This window comes from Amycolatopsis sp. NPDC104863, assembly GCF_055582965.1.
This window is the reverse complement of the sequence record NZ_JBVJOW010000004.1, coordinates 659874-677826: the sequence shown is the minus strand read 5'-3', so window position 1 is coordinate 677826 and position 17953 is coordinate 659874. Positions and strand designations below refer to the sequence as shown.

Sequence of the window (17953 nt, the reverse complement as noted above, 5' to 3'; positions counted from 1 at the left end):
GGCACCGCTGTCTAGCCCTCGATTCCCTCCGCCCCCCCGCAGCACGCCACGCCCCCCCCCCCCCCCACCGCCCCCCCCCCCCCCCCCCGCCCTCCCCCCCCCCCCCCCCCGGACGACGGGACGGGGACGGGGGATGCACCGAAGACACCCGCGCGGGGGCGCGGGCAAGGCCGCACAGCCGGGTCGGGACCGGGAGCGGCGAAGCACGGAGAACGGCCCGGACGCCAGGGGACGTCCGGGCCGTTCGGCGTAGCCGGCTGCGCTGACCGGCCGAAATGCCCTCCGCGAACCACAGACAAGGGGTTAGGGTTCGCGCTCGTGGATCAAGGGAGCAGGACGGCGGCGAAGATCGTCGTCGGGATCTTGGGTGGGCTCTACCTGGTCGCCGGGCTGGGGCTGACCGCCTTGGCCGCGTTCACGGCGCTCGCCTTCAACGACACCGGCAGCCCGAGCGTCACCAGAACCGTGCTCTACACCGCCGCCGCGCTGGCGATCTGGGTCCTGCTCACCGGGATCGGCGCGATCGTCGTCGCGCTGGAAGCGGAAGAAGCGAGCACCGCCTGGCTCGGGGGCCTCGGGGTGCTCGCCTTCGGCGTTGTCATCGCCGGCGCCTTCGCCGTCTGGTTCTTCACGAAACCATAAAAAAAGCCCGGCCCGCCGAAGCGGACCGGGCTTTTCCTGCGTGGATCAGAAGTCCATGCCACCCATGCCACCGGACGGGTCGGCGGGAGCGGCCGAAGCCTTCTCCGGCTTGTCCGCCACGACGGCCTCGGTGGTCAGGAACAGCGCCGCGATGGAAGCGGCGTTCTGCAGCGCGGAGCGGGTGACCTTCGTCGGGTCCGGCACGCCGGCGGCGAGCAGGTCCTCGTAGACACCCGTGGCGGCGTTGAGGCCGTGACCCTGCGGCAGGCCCTTGACCTTCTCCACCACGACGCCGCCTTCGAGGCCGGCGTTGATCGCGATCTGCTTGAGCGGGGCCTCGACGGCCACCTTGACGATGTTGGCGCCAGTGGCCTCGTCGCCCTCGAGCTTCAGGCCCGCGAAGGCAGCCTCGGCAGCCTGGATGAGAGCGACGCCACCACCGGCGACGATGCCCTCTTCGACGGCGGCCTTGGCGTTGCGCACCGCGTCCTCGATGCGGTGCTTGCGCTCCTTGAGCTCGACCTCGGTCGCGGCGCCGGCCTTGATGACGGCCACGCCGCCGGCCAGCTTCGCGAGCCGCTCCTGCAGCTTCTCGCGGTCGTAGTCCGAGTCCGAGTTGTCGATCTCGGCGCGGATCTGGTTGACGCGACCCTGGATCTGGTCGGCGTCGCCCGCACCCTCGACGATGGTCGTCTCGTCCTTGGTGATGACGGCCTTGCGGGCCTTGCCCAGCAGGGACAGGTCCGCGTTCTCCAGCTTGAGGCCGACGTCCTCGGAGATGACCTGGCCACCGGTCAGGATCGCGATGTCCTGCAGGATCGCCTTGCGGCGGTCACCGAAGCCCGGGGCCTTGACGGCGACGGACTTGAAGGTGCCGCGCATCTTGTTGACGATGAGGGTGGCCAGGGCCTCGCCCTCGACGTCCTCGGCGATGATCAGCAGCGGCTTGCCGGACTGGATGACCTTCTCCAGCAGCGGCAGGACGTCCTTGACGGTGGAGATCTTGGAACCGAAGAGGAGGATGTAGGGGTCCTCCAGCTCGGCTTCCTGACGCTCCGGGTCGGTCACGAAGTAACCGGAGATGTAGCCCTTGTCGAAGCGCATGCCCTCGGTGAGCTCGAGCTCGAGGCCGAAGGTGTTGCTCTCCTCGACGGTGACGACGCCTTCCTTGCCGACCTTGTCCAGCGCCTCGGCGATCAGCTCGCCGATGGTGCGGTCAGCGGCCGAGATCGAGGCGGTGGCAGCGATCTGCTCCTTGGTCTCGATCTGGACGGCGGCCTTGTGCAGCTGCTCGGTGACGGCCTCGACGGCCGCCTCGATGCCACGCTTGAGGGAGATGGGGTCGGCGCCGGCGGCGACGTTGCGCAGCCCCTCGCGGACGAGGGCCTGGGCGAGCACGGTGGCGGTGGTGGTGCCGTCACCCGCGACGTCGTCGGTCTTCTTGGCGACCTCCTTGACGAGCTCGGCCCCGATCTTCTCCCACGGGTCCTCGAGCTCGATCTCCTTGGCGATGGAGACACCGTCGTTGGTGATGGTCGGCGCGCCCCACTTCTTCTCGAGCACGACGTTCCGGCCCCGCGGGCCGAGGGTCACCTTGACGGCTTCGGCGAGGGTGTTCAAGCCGCGCTCAAGACCGCGGCGGGCGTCCTCGTCGAACGCGATCAGTTTGGCCATTGCGGTGTGGTCCTCCGGTATTGGGCGCCACCGCCACGTGTCTACAGCGGCGGCGGCAGGACTCTTCCTCGGCCAGGCTCGGTGCCCGCGACGGACGACTGGACCCGAGTGGGGGTCAGCCTCACCGTCCCGACCTTTGGCACTCGACGGCGTCGAGTGCCAACACCGTGTCTAGCACTCTCGGGTGGAGAGTGCAAGAAGACCTGCTCAGCGCGGCCCGGACTCAGGAGCTCGGCTTGATGGAGATCGACGTCGGCGGGGCCTTGAGCGAAGACGTCGGGTTGCTCTGCGAGTCGCCGGGGCCGACCGGGATGTTCGGCGCCGTCGAAGTGCCGTCACTCCCGCCGCTGCCGCTGTCGGAGAACAGGAAGATCGCGCCGACGATCAGGCCGGCCAGCACGAGCAGGCCGAGGGCGATGAAGATCCACTTCTTGCCACCGCTGCTCTTCGGCTGGTGGAACGCGCCCGCGCCGCCCGCGGGCATCGGGGGCCGCAACCGCATCGGGTCCTGGCCGTAGCCGGGCGGCGGGCCCTGCGGGGGCATGCCCGGCTGCTGCGGGTAGCCGTACCCCGGGGGCGGTCCTTGGGGCGGCATGCCCTGCGGCGGCATGCCCTGCGGCATGCCCTGCTGGGGGTAGCCGTAGCCGGGCGGCGGGCCCTGCGGCGGCCCACCAGGGCCACCAAGCCCACCGGGGCCCTGCGGCCCGGGCTGCTGCCCGTAACCGGGCTGCTGCTGTCCTCCGTACGGGTGCACGGGGGCCCCCTCTCCCTGCGGTGCCGTGGCCTGGTGCGGTCCTTGTTGTACCTGACCAGGCCGTGGCGGCGCGGGAATTCCCCCCGAATTCGTCCCCGGGGGACCCGGTGGGGTGTCCGAGGCGGCGAGGGCGCCGAGCGCGCGGCGCGCGGCCGCGACCATCTCGACGCAGCTGGGATAACGGTCGGCGGGGTTCTTCGCCATGCCCTTGCGGACGACCTCGTCGATCGCCGGCGGCAGCGCGACCGCCCGGGAGATCGCCGGCGGGTCGCCGTTGAGGTGGCCCTTGATCACCGTCGGCACGTCACCCTTGAAGGGCGGGCTGCCGGTGAGGCACGCGTAGAGGACGCACGTGAGCGCGTACTGGTCGGTGCGCCCGTCCAGCGGCTCGCCGCGCAGGTGCTCGGGCGCCGCGTACGTCGGCGAGCCGAGGAAGTCGCCGCCGCGCGTGCGGTGGCCGGTCGCGCCGCGGCGCGTCAGCCCGAAGTCGGCGACGTACACGTGTTCGCGCGAGGTCTCCTTCTTCGTCACGAGCACATTGGCCGGCTTGACGTCCAGGTGGACCAGACCACGGTTGTGCAGCGTGTCGAGGGCGTCCGCGACCTGGTCGAGCATGGTCAGGGCGCGCGCCGGCGCGATCGGGCCGCCCGAGATCAGCCCCGCGAGGTCACCGCCGTCGACCATGCGCATGGCGATGTAGAGCATCCCGTCGAGCTCGCCGAAGTCGTACAGCGGCACGACGTTGGCGTGGTCGATCGCGGAGGTGTTGCGGGCCTCGTCGACGAAGCGCTCGCGGAACTCGGCGTCCGCACCGAGGTGGTCGCCGATGACCTTCAGCGCCACCTTCCGGCCCAGACGCACGTCCGTGGCCTTGTAGGTCACGCTCATGCCGCCCTTGCCGAGCACTCCGTCGATGCGGTAGTTGCCCAGCCGGCGACCGGTGAGGTCCCCCGACACATCGCCTGTCACGCCCGGCAGCCTAACGTCCCAGGTTCGGCGGCTGCCGGGGGTTCGCCAATCGGGTGATGAAGGTCGTTACGACACCTTCCGCACGTCGGCTGCCTGGCTCCGTCCGTCCCGGCCGGACTGGACTTCGAACTCGACGCGGTCGCCTTCGTCCAAAGTGCGGAATCCGTCGGCCTGAATGGCCGAATAGTGGACGAACACGTCCGGCCCCTCGGTGGATTCGATGAACCCGTAGCCCTTTTCCGAGTTGAACCATTTGACGGTGCCGACAGCCACGGCGCCCTCCCTCAGCACAAAGGATCCGCTGGCCCGAGCGGACGCCAGCGGCGGAAGTGTCAATCACGCTACCGGAATTATTCCCCTCGGCAATGGGCAATTCGTCTGAAGATCACGTTGAAGAAAGGCGCCGGTTCCGCGCTTGCACGAGCACCGTCCCGGGACCCGCGAAGTCGACGGCGAGCCCTTCCCCGGTGCGCAGCGACTGCGCGCCGCCCGGGTCGAGCGCCCGCAGCCGGCACTGCACGGTGTCCGGGTAGGCCAGCAGGTAGTCCGGCCGCACGGTGACCAGCTCGCCCTTGCCGAGCTCGAAGGCGTCGACCGGGCCGGGCGCGGCCAGCACGAGCGGGCCGGTTCCGCTGTAGTGCTCCAGGAATCCCGAGTCCGCGCCGAAGAGCTGCTGCAACGGCGCCCAGCCGGGGTCGTGCCGGACGGACGCGGGCCGCACCAGCACCGCGTCGCGGTGGACCGCCCACCCCGTCCCGCCGCCGAGCTCCAGCGGGTAGACGTCGCCGGGGCGCAGCGGCGCGAAGTCGATCCAGCCGCCGTCGGACGGTGCCGTGTAGACGGCGAACGTCGTCTTGCCCGCGCGGGCGCCGCCGCGGCCCGGCGCCGTCTCGGTGACGCCGAACCGGCTGGCGAGCAACGTCTCGGGCGCGGCCTGCACCGCCTCGCCCGGGTCGAGGAGGACGCGGGCGACGCCGAAGCCGGGCGTGTGCCGGGTCTGGACGCGCATCAGCGGGACGGGACGTGGGAGACGATCCAGCTGATCAGCGCGGACGGGTTGCGCGTCTGCGTCATGACCTGGCCGGGACCGACGAAGTCGAACACGAGGCCTTCGCCGCTCTTCATGGACTGGATGACGCCCGTCGCGACCTTCCGGATCTGGTACTGCACGGTGTCGGCGTACGCGACGACGTGCCCGGTGTCGACGGTGACCATCTCGCCCTGCTGCAGGGTGATCGTCTCGACGGCGCCGTAACAGCTGACGAGCAGCTGGCCCTGGCCGGTGGCGTGGGTCAGGAAGCCGCCTTCGCCGCCCACCAGGTTCTTCATCCCGCCCCACTTGGTCTCGGTCTGCACGCCGTGCGACGACGCGAGCCAGCAGCCGCGCGTGACGGCCCAGCCGGTGCGGCCGTCGAGGGGGATCACCTGGATGTCGCCGGGGAGGTTGGCGGCGACGTCGACCCAGCCGCCGTTCTGCGGCGCGGTGAAGGTGGAGATGAAGAAGGACTCGCCGGAGAGGAACGCGCGCCCGAGGCCCTTCATGATCCCGCCCTGGGCCTGCGACTGCACCTGCACGCCGTAGCTGGTCGCCATCATCGCGCCGGACTCGACCTGGCACGGCTCGCCGGGCGCCAGCATCAGCCGGGCGACGGCGAACGAGGGCTGTTGACGGACTCCGACCTGCATGCTGCTCCCCTTCGGCGCGCTCTCGAACGACGCAGAGTCTTGCATGCCCTGCACGGGGGTGGAGGATGGTCCGGTGATCTCCGTCGACGACTACCGCGACCGCGTTGCCGCGCTCCTGGGCAGCTCCCCCGCGACCGCCCTGCCCCTCGCCGAAGCCGCCGGTCTGGTGCTGGCCGAGGACGTCCGGGCCGGGGTGTCCCTGCCGCCCTTCGACAACTCCGCGATGGACGGGTATGCGGTCCGCGCGGCGGACGTCGCCGAAGCGCCGGTGACCTTGCCGGTGGCGGACGACATCCCGGCGGGCCGGGTCGACGTCCAGCCGCTGAAGCCGGGCACCGCGCACCGGATCATGACCGGCGCGCCGCTGCCGCCCGGCGCGGACGCCGTCGTGATGGTCGAAGACACCGACGGCGGCACCGAGACCGTCACGATCTCCGCCGTGGCAGGCGAAGGCGCGCACATCCGGCGGTCGGGCGAAGACGTCCTCAAAGACACTGTGGCGCTGCACGCCGGCACCGTGCTCGGCCACTCCCAGCTGGGCCTGGCGGCCGCGGTCGGGCTCGCCGAGGTGCGGGTGCACCGGCCGCTGCGGGTGCTCGTCGCCTCGACCGGCACCGAGCTGATCGACGCGCCGGCCCCGCTGCGCCACGGCCAGATCTACGAGTCCAACAGCGTGATGCTCGCGGCGGCGATCCGCGGCCTCGGCTGCGAGGTCGACGTCGTCCGCAGTGTGGTCGACGACGTCGAGGAGTTCCGCAAGGTCATCGAGCCGAGGCTGAACGACGTCGACCTGCTGGTCACCTCCGGCGGCGTCAGCGCGGGCGCGTACGAAGTGGTGAAGGACGCGCTCACCGGGCAGGGCGTCGAGTTCGCGAAGGTCGCGATGCAGCCGGGCGGCCCGCAGGGCAACGGCCGCTGGCACGGCGTGCCGGTGGTGACGCTGCCCGGCAACCCGGTCAGCGTGCTGGTGTCGTTCGAGGCGTTCCTGCGCCCGGCGATCCTGACGGCGCTCGGCCACACCGACGTCTCACGACGGCGTGTGCGGGCCCGGCTGACCGAAGCGATGACCTCGCCGGCCGGGCGCCGGCAGTTCCGCCGGGGTGTGTTCACCTCCTCCGACGGCGAGGTGACCGGGATCGTCGGGCCGCGCGGCGGGCCGGGCTCGCACCTGCTGGCCGCGTTCACCCAGGCCAACTGCCTGATCGTGCTGCCGGAGGACGTCACGTCGGCAGCGGTTGGCGAGGAAGTGGACGTGCTGCTGCTCTGACCGGGAAGTCGCGCTCCTTCACCAGCGGCACGAGCATTCCGAGCGCGACGACCAGCACGCCGGACATCACCCAGAGCGTCTCGCGGACGCCGATCGCCTCGCCCAGCACGCCGCCGAGCACCCCGGCCAGCGGGATCGTGCCGTAGTTGACGAGCGAGGCGCTGGAGTTGATCCGGCTGAACAGCTCGGGCGGGCAGTACTGCTGCCGGAACGTCGTGGTCAGCACGTTGGAGGCGACCACACCGGCGCAGACGCCGAACTCCGCGACCACGAACAGCACCAGGCCCCAGCCGGGGCCGCTCAGCGGGCCGAGCAGCAGCATCGGCGCCGCGAAGACCTCGCACAGCAGGAACGCGCGTGCAGTGCCGAAGCGCGCGCCGAGCCGTCCGGCCAGAACCGCGCCGAGCACCCCGCCGGAGGCGGCCACCGCCAGGACCAGCCCGACCAGGCCGGGTGCGGCACCGAGCGTCCGGGACAGGAAGACGATCTGGATGGCCTGGTACCCGGTGAGCGCGAGGTTCGAGACCGCGCCGAACGTCATCAGCGTCCGCAGGTAGCGGTCGCCGAGGGCGAACCTGAGGCCTTCGGCGATCTGGCTGCGCAACGGCGTGCGCGCCACCGGGACGACGACTTCGCGCACCCGGATCGCCCGGACGCACAGCACGGAAACGCCGAAGCTGACGGCGTCCGCGAGGACCCCGCTGACCGGGCCGAACGCCTGCGCCAGCAACCCGGCCAGCCCCGGCCCGGCGACCTGCGTCGCGGACTCGCTGCCCTGCAGCTTGGCGTTGGCCTCCAAGAGCTCGTCCGGCTGGGCCAGAACCGGCAGGTAAGCGCGGTAGGCGAGGGTGAAGAAGACCTTGGCGACCCCGCCGAGCAGAGCCGCGACCAGCAGGTACGGCATGGTCAGCACGCCGAACGCGGCCGCGAGCGGGACGCTGCCGAAGACCGCCATCGACACCGTGTTGCACGTCAGCATCACCGGGCGCTTCGGCAGCCGGTCGACCCAGGCGCCGGCGGGCAGGCCGACGACCAGCCACGGCAGCCAGGCGACCGCCGTCAGCAGCGCGACCTGGAAGGTGCTCGCCCCGAGCGTGACCACCGCGACCAGCGGCAACGCCGTGCTCGCGACCATGCTGCCGAGCATGCTCGTGGTCTCGCCGGTCCAGAGCAGCCGGAAGTCCCTGTTCCCCCAGAGCCCCTTCACGGCTTGCCCAGCGAAGCCCGCGCGGCGAAGAAGACGGGACGGCGCTCGACGCCGTCACCCGGTTCGGTGCGGTTCTCGAACTCGGTGAGCAGCAGGAGGATCCGCTCGTTCAGCTCTTCGAGCTCGGCGACCGAGAGCCGCATCCAGGTGTCGGTGCTGAACGCCGAGCCGCGCCACGGTTCGGGGTAGGTCTCGCGGTTCGCGATCCAGTCGCGGGCGATCGCCATCTGGTGGTCGAGGGTGAGGATCTCGGCCGCTTCGGCGACCGGGTCGTCCGGGAAGTCCGCAGCCGCCCACCGGAGGGTCTTCGCGCTGCGCTTCCACCAGCGTTCCCGCTGGTCACGGGCCAGTTCGGGGGCCTCCTCGACCAGCTTGGCCGCGGCCAGCACCTTCATGTGGTGGCTGATGTTGCCGACCGCCTGGTCGGTCTTGCCCGCCAGCATCGACGCCGTCGCCGGGCCGTCCAGGTGGAGCAGTTCCATCAGCCGTCGCCGCAGCGGGTGCGAAACCGCGGCCAGCACCTTCGAATCCCGGATGTCCCGGACCTCGTCGCTCATGAAGCACAAGAGTAGTTGTACAAGAACTCTTGTGCAATGGCTCTTGTGCACCTGCTCGCGTAAGCTCGCGCCATGGGTTTCGTCGCATGGGTGATCTTCGGGGCGATCGTCGGCTGGGCCGCGAACCTCGTGGTCGGCGGCCGGGACCGCCGCCGCCAGGGTTGCCTGGTCAGCGTGCTGGTCGGGGTGGTCGGCGCGGCGCTCGGCGGGCTGCTCTACCGGCTCGCGACCGGGCAGTCGAAGGCGTTCGAATTCGACTTCCCGAGCTTCGGCGTGGCCATCCTCGGGGCGGTTGTGCTGCTGGCGATCCTGCGGCTCGTCACCGGTCTCGGCCGTCGCCCGAGCGACCGTTTGTAACTTTTGCCGGATGAACGCTGATCAACGGCGTCCCAGCCGTTAAAATTCGTCGTCACGCGCACCACCCGGTGGCCGGGTGCCTGCGCCGTCGGGGGGCGCATGCACCCGGCCTCCGTTCTTCGCTTCGATGACCACGTCGACGGCGCGCACCGGATCCACCAAGGACGGGATCGGCACTTCGTCGATCTCCGTCCGCCACGCGCCGAGCAGCTCGTCGAGGCGAGCTTCGGCAGCATCGCGGTGGTCGGTCATCGTTGCCCTCCCCAGGCCCGGCGGCAGCGCCCCGAACGGCGTCAACTACTTAGAGTTGTCGCCGAATTCGACTTTGTGTTACCGGGATGTGGTCGTTCCCACCCGCTGTGGGGACACCCTCGCGGAGGAGCCACCCAGGGGCGCGCGGACACGTTCACCTGGGGCAGCGGTAGCGTGGTGGCGCCCGTACGCGGCGGCCGGACCCGGCGCCGACCCGATCTTCCGACACGAAACCAGGGGACCCGACCATGAGCGGCACCCGGCCGGAGCCCGCCGGCAACCCAGTCGCGCACGCCCTCCAGCTCGCCCGCGAAACGCTGCCGCCGATGCACCCGGCCGGTCGCCCGTTCGTGGCGGGCGGGGTCGCGGCGACGCTGCTGGCCCGCCGGTTCTCCAAGCGCCTGGGCGTCCTCGGCGCGCTCACGACCGTCGCGATGGCCGCGTTCTTCCGCGAGCCGAAGCGGGTCCCGCCGCCGCGTGACGGCGTCGCGCTCGCGTCGGCCGACGGGCTCGTGTCGCTGATCGAGGAAGCCGTCCCGCCCGCCGAGCTCGGCCTGCCCGCCGAGCCGCGGATGCGCGTGTCGGTGTTCCTCTCGGTGTTCGACGTGCACGTCCAGCGCGTGCCGGCGAACGGCGTGATCGAGCGCGTCGCCTACCGGCCGGGCAAGTTCCTCTCCGCCGACCTGGACAAGGCCAGCGAGGACAACGAACGCAACTCCGTGCTGATGCGTACCGAAGACGGCCACGAGCTCGTCGTCGTGCAGATCGCCGGGCTGGTCGCGCGCCGCATCCTCTGCGAGATCCGCGAGGGTGACAAGGTCGGCGCGGCCGCGACGTACGGCATCATCCGCTTCGGCTCCCGGGTCGACCTCTACCTCCCGCCGGGTTCCCGCGTGCTGGTCGCCAAGGGCCAGCGCACGGTCGGCGGTGAGACCGTGATCGCGGAACTCCCTGACTCGCCTGCGAAGGGCTGATCGATGGTCCGCGTGACCACCCCCGGCGTCCGGCTGCTGCCGAACGCCATCACCGTCCTCGCGTTGTGCGCGGGCCTGTCGGCCGTGCAGTTCGCGCTGACGAAGAACTTCTCGATGGCGATCGCGTCGATCGGCATCGCGGCGGTGCTCGACAGCCTCGACGGCCGGATCGCCCGCCTTCTCGACGCGACGTCGAAGATGGGCGCGGAGCTGGACTCCCTGTCCGACGGCATCTCCTTCGGCGTCGCGCCGGCGCTCGTCATCTACGTGTGGCAGACGGGCGCCGACCGGATCGGCTGGGTGGCGTCGCTGATCTTCGCCGTCTGCATGATCCTGCGGCTGGCGCGCTTCAACACGCTGCTGGACGACACCGAGCAGCCGCCGTACGCGAGTGAGTTCTTCGTCGGCGTCCCGGCGCCCGCGGGCGGTCTGCTCGGGATGCTGCCGCTGGTGGCGTACCTGCAGTGGGGCGACGGCTGGTGGTCTTCGCAGTACGTCGTGTGGGCGTGGACGATCGCCATCGCGGCCCTGCTGATCAGCCGCATCCCGACGCTGTCGCTGAAGACGGTCAAGGCCCCGGCAAAGGCGATCGCGCCCCTGCTGCTCGGCGTCGCGCTGCTGGCCGCGGCGATCATCCAGTTCCCGCTGGTCGCGCTGCTCGTGGCGATGGTGCTGTACCTGGCGCACATCCCGTACTCGGTCTACCGGCACCGCTGGCTGGCCGCGCACCCGGAGGCCTGGACGGTCCCGCCCCGCGAGCGCCGCGCGATCCGCCGGGCCCGTTCCCCGCGCCGACTGGGCCTGCGCCCGCCGCTGCGCCGCCGGGTCGCGGGCGCGGCGATGCGCGCGGTCCGCCTGCCGCGCACCGGCGAAACGGTCCGCACCCCCCGCGGCACCTCGGAAAACGGCAACGGCCAGCGCCGCCGCTCCTGGCGCCAGATCGGCCTCCGCCGCAAGTAACCGTGTCGACCCCCCAATCACGCGTGTCGACCCTCCAATCACACGTGTCGTCCGTCCAATCACGCGTGTCGTCCATCCAGACACGCGTGTCGTCCATCCAGACACGCGCGATGCCCCTCCAATCACGCGTGATGCCCGCCCAATCACGCGAGATCGCCCGCTGATCACACGAGTCACGCTCCCAGTCACGCGAGTCACGTCCCCAATCACGCGAGATCGGTCCCTGATCACGCGAACCGACCGGGCCGACACAGCGTCCACCCGTGACCCGAGGGGCATCACGCGTGACCCGAGAGGCATCACGCGTGATTGGCGGGGCATCACGCGTGATCGGAGGGTCGACACGGGTTCCGCCCGTCCATCACCTCCTGCGCGGCCGCCGGATCGCTAGGGTGAACGGCGTGAGCCACCCGCAGATCACGCTGACCGTCCGGCACACGCCGTCCGCGCTGGACACGCGCCGCGGCGTCGTCCGGCTGCACCCCGAAGTCCTCGACGCGCTGGGCCTGCGGGCCTGGGACGCCGTGCACCTCACCGGCGCCCGCGTCAGCGCCGCCCTCGCCGCGCCGACCGACGAGGCCGACGTGCCGGGGGTGCTGCTCACCGACGACGTCACCATGTCGAACCTCGGCGTCACCGAAGGCGCCGAGGTCGTGGTCGCGCCGGCCGAGGTCGCGGCGGCGAAGACGGTGACCGTCGCGGGCTCGCGGCTGGCCAGCGTCTCGGTCAGCCCGCACATGCTGCGGCTCGCCCTGATCGGCAAGGTCCTGACCGTCGGTGACGCCGTTTCGCTGCTGCCGCAGGACCTCGCGCCGTCACCGGGGTCCGACGCGGCCGGCCTGCGCGGCCAGCTCTCCCGCGCGATCGGCGCGACCTGGACCAACGAGCTGCTCACCGTCACCGCGACCGAGCCGGCCGGCGCGGTCGCCGTCGGGCCGTCCACTGTGGTCGTCTGGCGGGACGGCGCCCGCCCCGCCCCCGAGCCCGCCACGCCCCGCACGGCGACCGCGCTCGTCCGCACCTCCGCCGTCACCGCGGCCGAGGAGTGGATCGACGCGGAGATCGTCGAAGACGAAATCACCGTCCAAGAGACCGCCGAACCGGCCGTGCCGCTGGCCGACCTGATCGGCGCCGAAGCCGCCGCGCGCAAGCTCGCCGAGTGGTTCGACCTGGCCTTCCACCGGCCCGAGCTGCTCGCGCGGCTGGGCGCGCCCGCCCACCTCGGCGTCCTGCTGTCCGGGCCCGAAGGGGTCGGCAAGGCGACGCTGGTCCGCTCGGTCGCGAGTGACGCCGACATCCGCGTGGTCCCGGTGGCCGCGCCGAACCTCGCGGTGCTGGACCCGAACATCGCCGTAGCGCGCCTGCGCGAAGCGATCCGCGCGGCCGAGGAGCCCGCGGTGCTGCTGCTCACCGACGTCGACGCGTTGCTGCCCGCGGCCACCCCGCCGCCGGTGGCCACGGTCGTGCTGGAGGAGCTGCGGACGGCCCTGCGGCGCGAGCGGTTCGCCGTCGTCGCGACGACCGCCCGCGCGGAGTCCGCCGACCCGCGGCTGCGCGCCGCCGACCTGCTCGACCGCGAGCTCGGCCTGGCGCTGCCGGACGCGAAGATCCGCCGTGAGCTGCTGAACGTGCTGCTGCGCGACGTCCCGCTCGACTCGGGCATCGACTGCGGTGTCCTCGCCGAGAAGACGCCGGGGTTCGTCGCGGCCGACCTGATCGCGCTGCGGCGGGACGCGGCGCTGCGGGCCGCGCTGCGCCAGCGTGAGACGGCCGAGCCGCGAATCTCCCAGCAGGACCTGCTGGACGCGCTGGCGACCGTCCGCCCGGTGTCGCTGTCCACTTCGGACAACCTGGCGACCGGCGGGCTGACCCTGGACGACGTCGGCAACATGGTCGACGTCAAGCAGTCGCTCACCGAGACGGTGCTGTGGCCGCTGCGGTACCCGGACTCGTTCGCGCGGCTCGGGGTCGAACCGCCGCGCGGCGTGCTGCTGTACGGGCCGCCCGGCGGCGGCAAGACGTTCCTGGTGCGCGCGCTGGCCGGCACCGGCGCGCTGAACGTCTTCGCGGTCAAGGGCGCCGAGCTGATGGACAAGTGGGTCGGCGAGTCCGAGCGCGCGGTGCGGGAGCTGTTCCGCCGGGCCGCCGAGGCCGCGCCGTCGCTGATCTTCCTGGACGAGATCGACGCGCTCGCCCCGCGCCGCGGGCAGTCGTCGGACTCCGGCGTCGCCGATCGTGTGGTCGCGGCGCTGCTGACCGAGCTCGACGGCGTCGAGCCGATGCGCGAGGTCGTCGTCCTGGGCGCGACGAACCGGCCGGAGCTCGTCGACCCGGCGCTGCTGCGGCCGGGACGGCTCGAGCGGCGTGTCTACGTGCCACCGCCGGACGCCGAGGCCCGCGCCGCGATCCTGGTGGCCAGCTCGAAGAACACCCCGCTGGCCTCTGATGTGGACCTCGCGGAGATCGCGTCCACTCTGGACGGTTATTCGGCCGCCGACTGCGCGGCGCTGATCCGCGAAGCGGCCCTGACGGCGATGCGCGAGTCCCTGGAGGCCCGCGAAGTCACGGCAGCGCACCTGGACGCGGCGAGGAAGGCGGTCCGGCCGAGCCTCGACCCGGCCCAGCTCGCGACCCTCGAGGCGTACGCGAAAACCCAGGCCGGAGAGTGAAAAAGGGGCGTCACCCGCGGGTGACGCCCCTTCGGGGGAAGATCGTCAGCTGCCCTTGTGGCCGGACTGGTATTCCTTCGTCACGATGATGATCAAGCCCGGCGTCGCGCTCTCTATCCCGGGGAACCGCGGCTCGGCCTTGATCCCGAACTCCTGCGCGAGCTGCTTCGCCGCCGCTTCCTCGTCGGTGCCCGGCCGGTAGAACGCCGTGGTCGTCGGGATGGTGCCCTGCGAGTAGTTGCCGACCTCGTTGACCGTCCAGCCGCCGCCGCGGAAGTCGTCCGCCGCGCGGTCCGCCAGGCCCTTGATCGTCGAGTTGTTGAACACCCGGACGGTCACCCACTTGTTGCCCGCCTGCTGGTCGCCACCCGGCTGCCCGGGCTGACCCGGCTGGCCGGACGTCGGCTGCCCCGGGGGCGGGGTGGTCGGCGACGGCGGAGTGGGCGACGTCGGGCTGGGGGTCGTCGACGGCGGCGTCGACGGTGAGGTCGGCGGCGCCGACGTCCCCCCGGACGTGCCCGGCTGCGTGGCCGTGCCGCTCGGCCCGGCCTCGTTCGACCCGTCACCCCCGCTCAGCGCGGAGATCCCGCCGATCACGGCGGCCACGATCGCCACGCCGACCAGAACGACGCCCGCGGCCTTCATCGGCCGGGACATCCCCGAAAACACGCTCATTTCAGCTCGATCCCCAGTCGCCGGGCGCCACGCTTGCGCTGCCGGGCGGCGCGCGTCTTGCGCAGCCGCTTCACCAGCATCGGGTCGGCTTCGATCGCCTCCGGCTTCTCCAGCAGCTTGTTGAGCAGCTGGTAGTAGCGCGTGGCCGACAGATCGAAGCGCTCGCGGATGGCGTTCTCCTTCGCCCCGGCGTGTCGCCACCACTGACGCTCGAACGCGAGGATCTCGACCTCGCGTTCGGTCAGGCCGGGCACGGGCTTCGGCGGCGACGGCTGCGGCTCAGCCATCGACTCCGCGGCGTCCATCCGAGTCCCTCTCAATCGGGCGTCATGGCGAATCAGACCTAGCTCCTCCGCGGGCGCCATTCAACCACGGAAGCGGCCGCCGACGTGGGCATCCGCGTCGGCGCGTCACGGTCTGGTGCAGGTCTACCAGAAGGGTCCGACTAAACTGCGTGGTCGTGACCATCCACCCCATCGTGATCGCCGGCGAACCCGTGCTGCACCAGCCGACCCGGGAGATCACCGAGTTCGACGAGAAGCTGAGCACCCTCGTCGACGACATGTTCGAGACGATGTACGCCGCCGAGGGCGTCGGCCTCGCGGCCAACCAGATCGGCCTCGACCTGCGGGTGTTCGTCTACGACTGCCCGGACGACGAGGGCGTGCGGCACAAGGGCGTCGTCGTCAACCCGAAGCTCGAGACCTCGGAGATCCCGGAGACCATGCCGGACCCGGACGACGACTGGGAGGGCTGCCTCTCGGCGCCCGGGGAGTCGTACCCGACGGGCCGCGCGAAGTGGGCGAAGGTGACCGGCGCCGACATCGAGGGCAACCCGATCGAGGTCGAGGGCACCGGCTACTTCGCCCGCTGCCTGCAGCACGAGACCGACCACCTGGACGGGTTCATCTACCTGGACCGCCTGGTCGGCCGGCACGCGCGCGCGGCGAAGAAGATGCTGAAGGCGAACAAGTGGGGCGTCCCGGGCCTGTCGTGGCTGCCGCCGCGCACCCCGGAAGACGACGGCGCCGTCATCTGACCCCGGCCGGTCGTGAGTGGTAATTAGGGTTAGAACCCGAATTACCACTCACGACATCTTCAGCAGCCGAGGAAGTGGCAGCGGACCACCTTCGGCGTCTCCAGGGTCGAGCCCGCCTTGACGTCCGAGGCCAGCCGGACGTACTGCGCGTGCGTCCAGGCCAGCGGGGTCGCCGACGCGTTCGGCGTGCCCACCGGGAAGCCCGTCTGACCGGACGGCGGGTTCTCGTCCCACACCTGCTCCGGCATGGTCTCCGCCGAGCTGCTCACCCGGCCGAGGTCACGCAGCCGCCGCGCGGCCGAAGCCGGGTCGCCGAGCGTCAGCTCGTACTCGCCGCGCTCCCCCGCCAGCAGCGGCCAGAGCCGGCCGAACGTCGTGCGGCTCTCGGCCGGGAACGTGTAGTCCCACGGTGAGCCGTCGGCCTGCTCGCCGTAACCGTCCTTCGTGTACCGGTGCCAGAACTGCCCGGTCGGCGTGGTGAACGCGATCTCCTTGTCGGTGACGCGGACGCTGTTGCGGATCACCGGGTCGTCGGCGCGGTAGATCCCGAGCCGCACGAGGTCGAGGAACCCGGCGTCGGTGACCGCGCGCTGGTCCATGGTGACGCTCGAGTTGCCGAGGTTGTACGTCGTCCCGGCGTTCGCGTTGGCGTCCTTGGTCAGCCGGACGAAGTACGGGTCCTTCGACAGTGGCCCGTTCGTCGTGATCGTCTGCTTCGGCAGGTCGGCCTTGAACTTGTCCGCCGCGGCGAGGTAGCGGGCGGCGTCCGCCGAAGCGCCGTTGTGCGTGGCGAGGTCCGCCGCGCAGACGAGCCCGGCGATCACCGACGCGATCGTCGACGGCGACCACCCGTCCTGTTCCTCCCAGCGCTCCTGCTGGGTCCACGGCGACGCCTGACCGTTGGGTCCCTTGTAGGACAACAGGAACTCGGCCGCCTTGCGCACGCCGGGCCAGACGTCGGCGCGTCCGAGCTGCTGGGCCAGCACGATCGGGAAAGCGGTTTCGTCGAGCTGGACCGACGTCCAGTACGGCACGCCGTCGACCCGGCTGTTCTGCGGCATGTGCCCGTCGGCCTGCTGCTGCGTGCCGAACATGTAGGTCACCGCGCGGTTCGCGGCCGCGGTGTCGCCGCCGGCGGCCAGCCCGGTCGCGATCTGGTAGAGGTCCCGCGGCCAGACCAGGTGGTAGGTGCCGGACGGCGACCACTCGGGGTCGTTGTTGCCGAAGCGCCACGGCATGCTCGGCGACGCGATGAAGGCGCCCGGGTGGTGCTTGTCCTCGCTCGCGGCGAGCGTCAGCATCGACGCCTTGTAGAGGTCACGCTCGCTGTCGGTCTTCAGCGACGACGGCGGTTTGCTGACCCCATGGAGGTACTGCTCCCAGCCGCGGTCGTAGGCGCGCGTGATGTCGCGGACGCCGCGTCGCTGCGACGCCTGCGCGCTGCCGAGCGCGTCGGACGCCTTCGCGCCCATGCCGAGCGCGAGGGTGACGTGCCGGTTCCGGACGCCGTCGGCGCTCGTCTGCCCGGTCAGCACGACGTTGCCCTTCGCGGCGGTGTCGTAGGTCTTCAGCTTGAACGTCGTCATGAGCTGCGCGGTGCCGTCGGAGCTGCCCGCGTAACCGACGCTGGTCTGCACGAAGGCGGGCTTCGCGGTGAGCGCGGCGGCGTTCGTGGCGTCCGACGCGGTGACGGCGTCACCCTTGCGCGCGGCCGAATCGTCGGAGCCGTCGTTGGTCAGGTCCGGGTCGGCGACCGCGTAGAGCTGGTACGGCCGCCCGGTGAGAGACTGGAAGTCGACATCCACCAGCACCGTCGTGGCGGCCGGGTCGGTGACGTAGGTCTTGCGCAGCCGCCAGCGGTGCTGGTCGTCGGTGATGGTCTGCTCGTAGGTCAGGCTGTCGTCGTCGGTCCGGCGGACCTGCTGCGACTTCTCCGCGTAGTCGAGGTCGGCGAAGCTGCGGCCGTCCGTGACGACGAAGTTCATCGACCGGACGCTCGGCGTCGACAGGTCCGGGTAGTAGACCTCGGACAGCTGCCCGCCCTGGAGCGTGAACCAGACGTTGCTCGACCGGTTGTGGGCGGTGCCGAAGCCGGTCTTGTTCGCGGGCAGCCAGCTCGGATGGGTGCCCGGGGCGCCGGGCGCCTCTCCCTGGGCCGCCGCGATCCCCGGGACCAGCCCGGTGACCAGCAGCCCGGCGAGGGCGCCGAACATGAGTTTGCGCATATCAACCCCACAGAAAGTCACTTCTGCACCGTTACAGAAGCGCCTG

The 17953-nt window shown here is 71.4% G+C and carries 18 protein-coding genes; 7 read left to right on the top strand and 11 right to left on the bottom strand.

Going from position 1 to position 17953, the window contains the following annotated elements:
• Positions 1–318: 318 nt before the first annotated feature.
• On the top strand, positions 319–642 hold the full coding sequence (locus ACZ63J_RS24840) for a hypothetical protein (protein WP_465405451.1): 324 nt from the start codon (positions 319–321) through the stop codon (positions 640–642).
• Between the two features lie 45 nt (positions 643–687).
• On the opposite strand, the gene groL is transcribed toward ACZ63J_RS24840, so the two are convergent.
• The 5 genes from groL to ACZ63J_RS24815 all read right to left on the bottom strand — a co-directional run bounded on the left by groL (position 688) and on the right by ACZ63J_RS24815 (position 5725).
• The gene (gene groL, locus ACZ63J_RS24835; protein ID WP_003085442.1) at positions 688–2316 is read right to left on the bottom strand and encodes a chaperonin GroEL; all 1629 of its coding nucleotides are present in this window, start codon (positions 2314–2316) and stop codon (positions 688–690) included.
• A gap of 223 nt (positions 2317–2539) precedes the next feature.
• Entirely contained in the window at positions 2540–4039 is a 1500-nt protein-coding gene (locus ACZ63J_RS24830) for a serine/threonine-protein kinase (RefSeq protein WP_465405449.1), read from the bottom strand.
• Positions 4040–4105: 66 nt separating this feature from the next.
• Positions 4106–4312: a cold-shock protein gene (locus ACZ63J_RS24825; protein ID WP_005164266.1), complete on the bottom strand. Its 207-nt coding sequence runs from the start codon at positions 4310–4312 to the stop codon at positions 4106–4108.
• 112 nt (positions 4313–4424) lie between these two features.
• Positions 4425–5048: an AIM24 family protein gene (locus tag ACZ63J_RS24820; RefSeq protein ID WP_465342580.1), complete on the bottom strand. Its 624-nt coding sequence runs from the start codon at positions 5046–5048 to the stop codon at positions 4425–4427.
• Entirely contained in the window at positions 5048–5725 is a 678-nt protein-coding gene (locus tag ACZ63J_RS24815) for a TIGR00266 family protein (protein ID WP_465342578.1), read from the bottom strand. The genes ACZ63J_RS24820 and ACZ63J_RS24815 overlap by 1 nt, the downstream gene beginning before the upstream one ends.
• Before the next feature lie 73 nt (positions 5726–5798).
• On the opposite strand from ACZ63J_RS24815, the gene moeA reads away from it, so the two are divergent.
• Entirely contained in the window at positions 5799–6992 is a 1194-nt protein-coding gene (gene moeA, locus ACZ63J_RS24810) for a molybdopterin molybdotransferase MoeA (RefSeq protein ID WP_465405447.1), read from the top strand.
• Here moeA and ACZ63J_RS24805 read toward each other — a convergent pair.
• A complete protein-coding gene (locus ACZ63J_RS24805; protein WP_465405445.1) occupies positions 6946–8199 on the bottom strand; it encodes an MFS transporter in 1254 nt (417 codons plus the stop codon). The two genes, moeA and ACZ63J_RS24805, sit on opposite strands and share 47 nt — an antisense overlap.
• Positions 8196–8756 (bottom strand): ArsR/SmtB family transcription factor, encoded by a 561-nt coding sequence (locus ACZ63J_RS24800; RefSeq protein ID WP_465405443.1) that lies wholly within the window; start codon positions 8754–8756, stop codon positions 8196–8198. The genes ACZ63J_RS24805 and ACZ63J_RS24800 overlap by 4 nt, the downstream gene beginning before the upstream one ends.
• 72 nt (positions 8757–8828) lie before the next feature.
• Between ACZ63J_RS24800 and ACZ63J_RS24795 the strand changes: the two genes are divergently transcribed.
• On the top strand, positions 8829–9113 hold the full coding sequence (locus ACZ63J_RS24795) for a GlsB/YeaQ/YmgE family stress response membrane protein (RefSeq protein ID WP_465301762.1): 285 nt from the start codon (positions 8829–8831) through the stop codon (positions 9111–9113).
• 39 nt (positions 9114–9152) lie between these two features.
• On the opposite strand, the gene ACZ63J_RS24790 is transcribed toward ACZ63J_RS24795, so the two are convergent.
• Positions 9153–9365: a hypothetical protein gene (locus tag ACZ63J_RS24790; protein WP_465405441.1), complete on the bottom strand. Its 213-nt coding sequence runs from the start codon at positions 9363–9365 to the stop codon at positions 9153–9155.
• A 248-nt stretch (positions 9366–9613) separates the two neighbouring features.
• Here ACZ63J_RS24790 and ACZ63J_RS24785 point away from each other — a divergent pair, with 248 nt between their 5' ends.
• From ACZ63J_RS24785 to ACZ63J_RS24775, 3 genes are all read left to right on the top strand, one after another.
• Complete coding sequence (locus ACZ63J_RS24785) at positions 9614–10339, top strand: phosphatidylserine decarboxylase (protein ID WP_465405439.1); 726 nt, start codon at positions 9614–9616, stop codon at positions 10337–10339.
• Positions 10340–10342: 3 nt separating this feature from the next.
• Positions 10343–11299: a CDP-diacylglycerol--serine O-phosphatidyltransferase gene (pssA, locus tag ACZ63J_RS24780; RefSeq protein WP_465405437.1), complete on the top strand. Its 957-nt coding sequence runs from the start codon at positions 10343–10345 to the stop codon at positions 11297–11299.
• A gap of 401 nt (positions 11300–11700) precedes the next feature.
• Entirely contained in the window at positions 11701–13968 is a 2268-nt protein-coding gene (locus ACZ63J_RS24775; protein ID WP_465405435.1) for an AAA family ATPase, read from the top strand.
• A gap of 45 nt (positions 13969–14013) precedes the next feature.
• Here the strand turns inward: ACZ63J_RS24775 and ACZ63J_RS24770 are convergent, their stop codons facing one another.
• Both ACZ63J_RS24770 and ACZ63J_RS24765 read right to left on the bottom strand, forming a co-directional pair.
• Positions 14014–14643, bottom strand: a complete 630-nt coding sequence (locus tag ACZ63J_RS24770; RefSeq protein WP_465405433.1) for a LytR C-terminal domain-containing protein — start codon at positions 14641–14643, stop codon at positions 14014–14016.
• Positions 14640–14948, bottom strand: a complete 309-nt coding sequence (locus ACZ63J_RS24765) for a DUF3263 domain-containing protein (RefSeq protein WP_003101701.1) — start codon at positions 14946–14948, stop codon at positions 14640–14642. Before ACZ63J_RS24765 ends, ACZ63J_RS24770 begins: the two co-directional genes overlap by 4 nt.
• A gap of 155 nt (positions 14949–15103) precedes the next feature.
• Between ACZ63J_RS24765 and ACZ63J_RS24760 the strand changes: the two genes are divergently transcribed.
• Positions 15104–15682 carry a peptide deformylase gene (locus ACZ63J_RS24760; protein ID WP_465342569.1) on the top strand — a complete coding sequence of 193 codons (579 nt, stop codon included), beginning with the start codon at positions 15104–15106 and terminating at the stop codon, positions 15680–15682.
• A gap of 59 nt (positions 15683–15741) precedes the next feature.
• On the opposite strand, the gene ACZ63J_RS24755 is transcribed toward ACZ63J_RS24760, so the two are convergent.
• The gene (locus ACZ63J_RS24755) at positions 15742–17907 is read right to left on the bottom strand and encodes a glycoside hydrolase family 15 protein (RefSeq protein ID WP_465405431.1); all 2166 of its coding nucleotides are present in this window, start codon (positions 17905–17907) and stop codon (positions 15742–15744) included.
• Between the last annotated feature and the right edge of the window lie 46 nt (positions 17908–17953).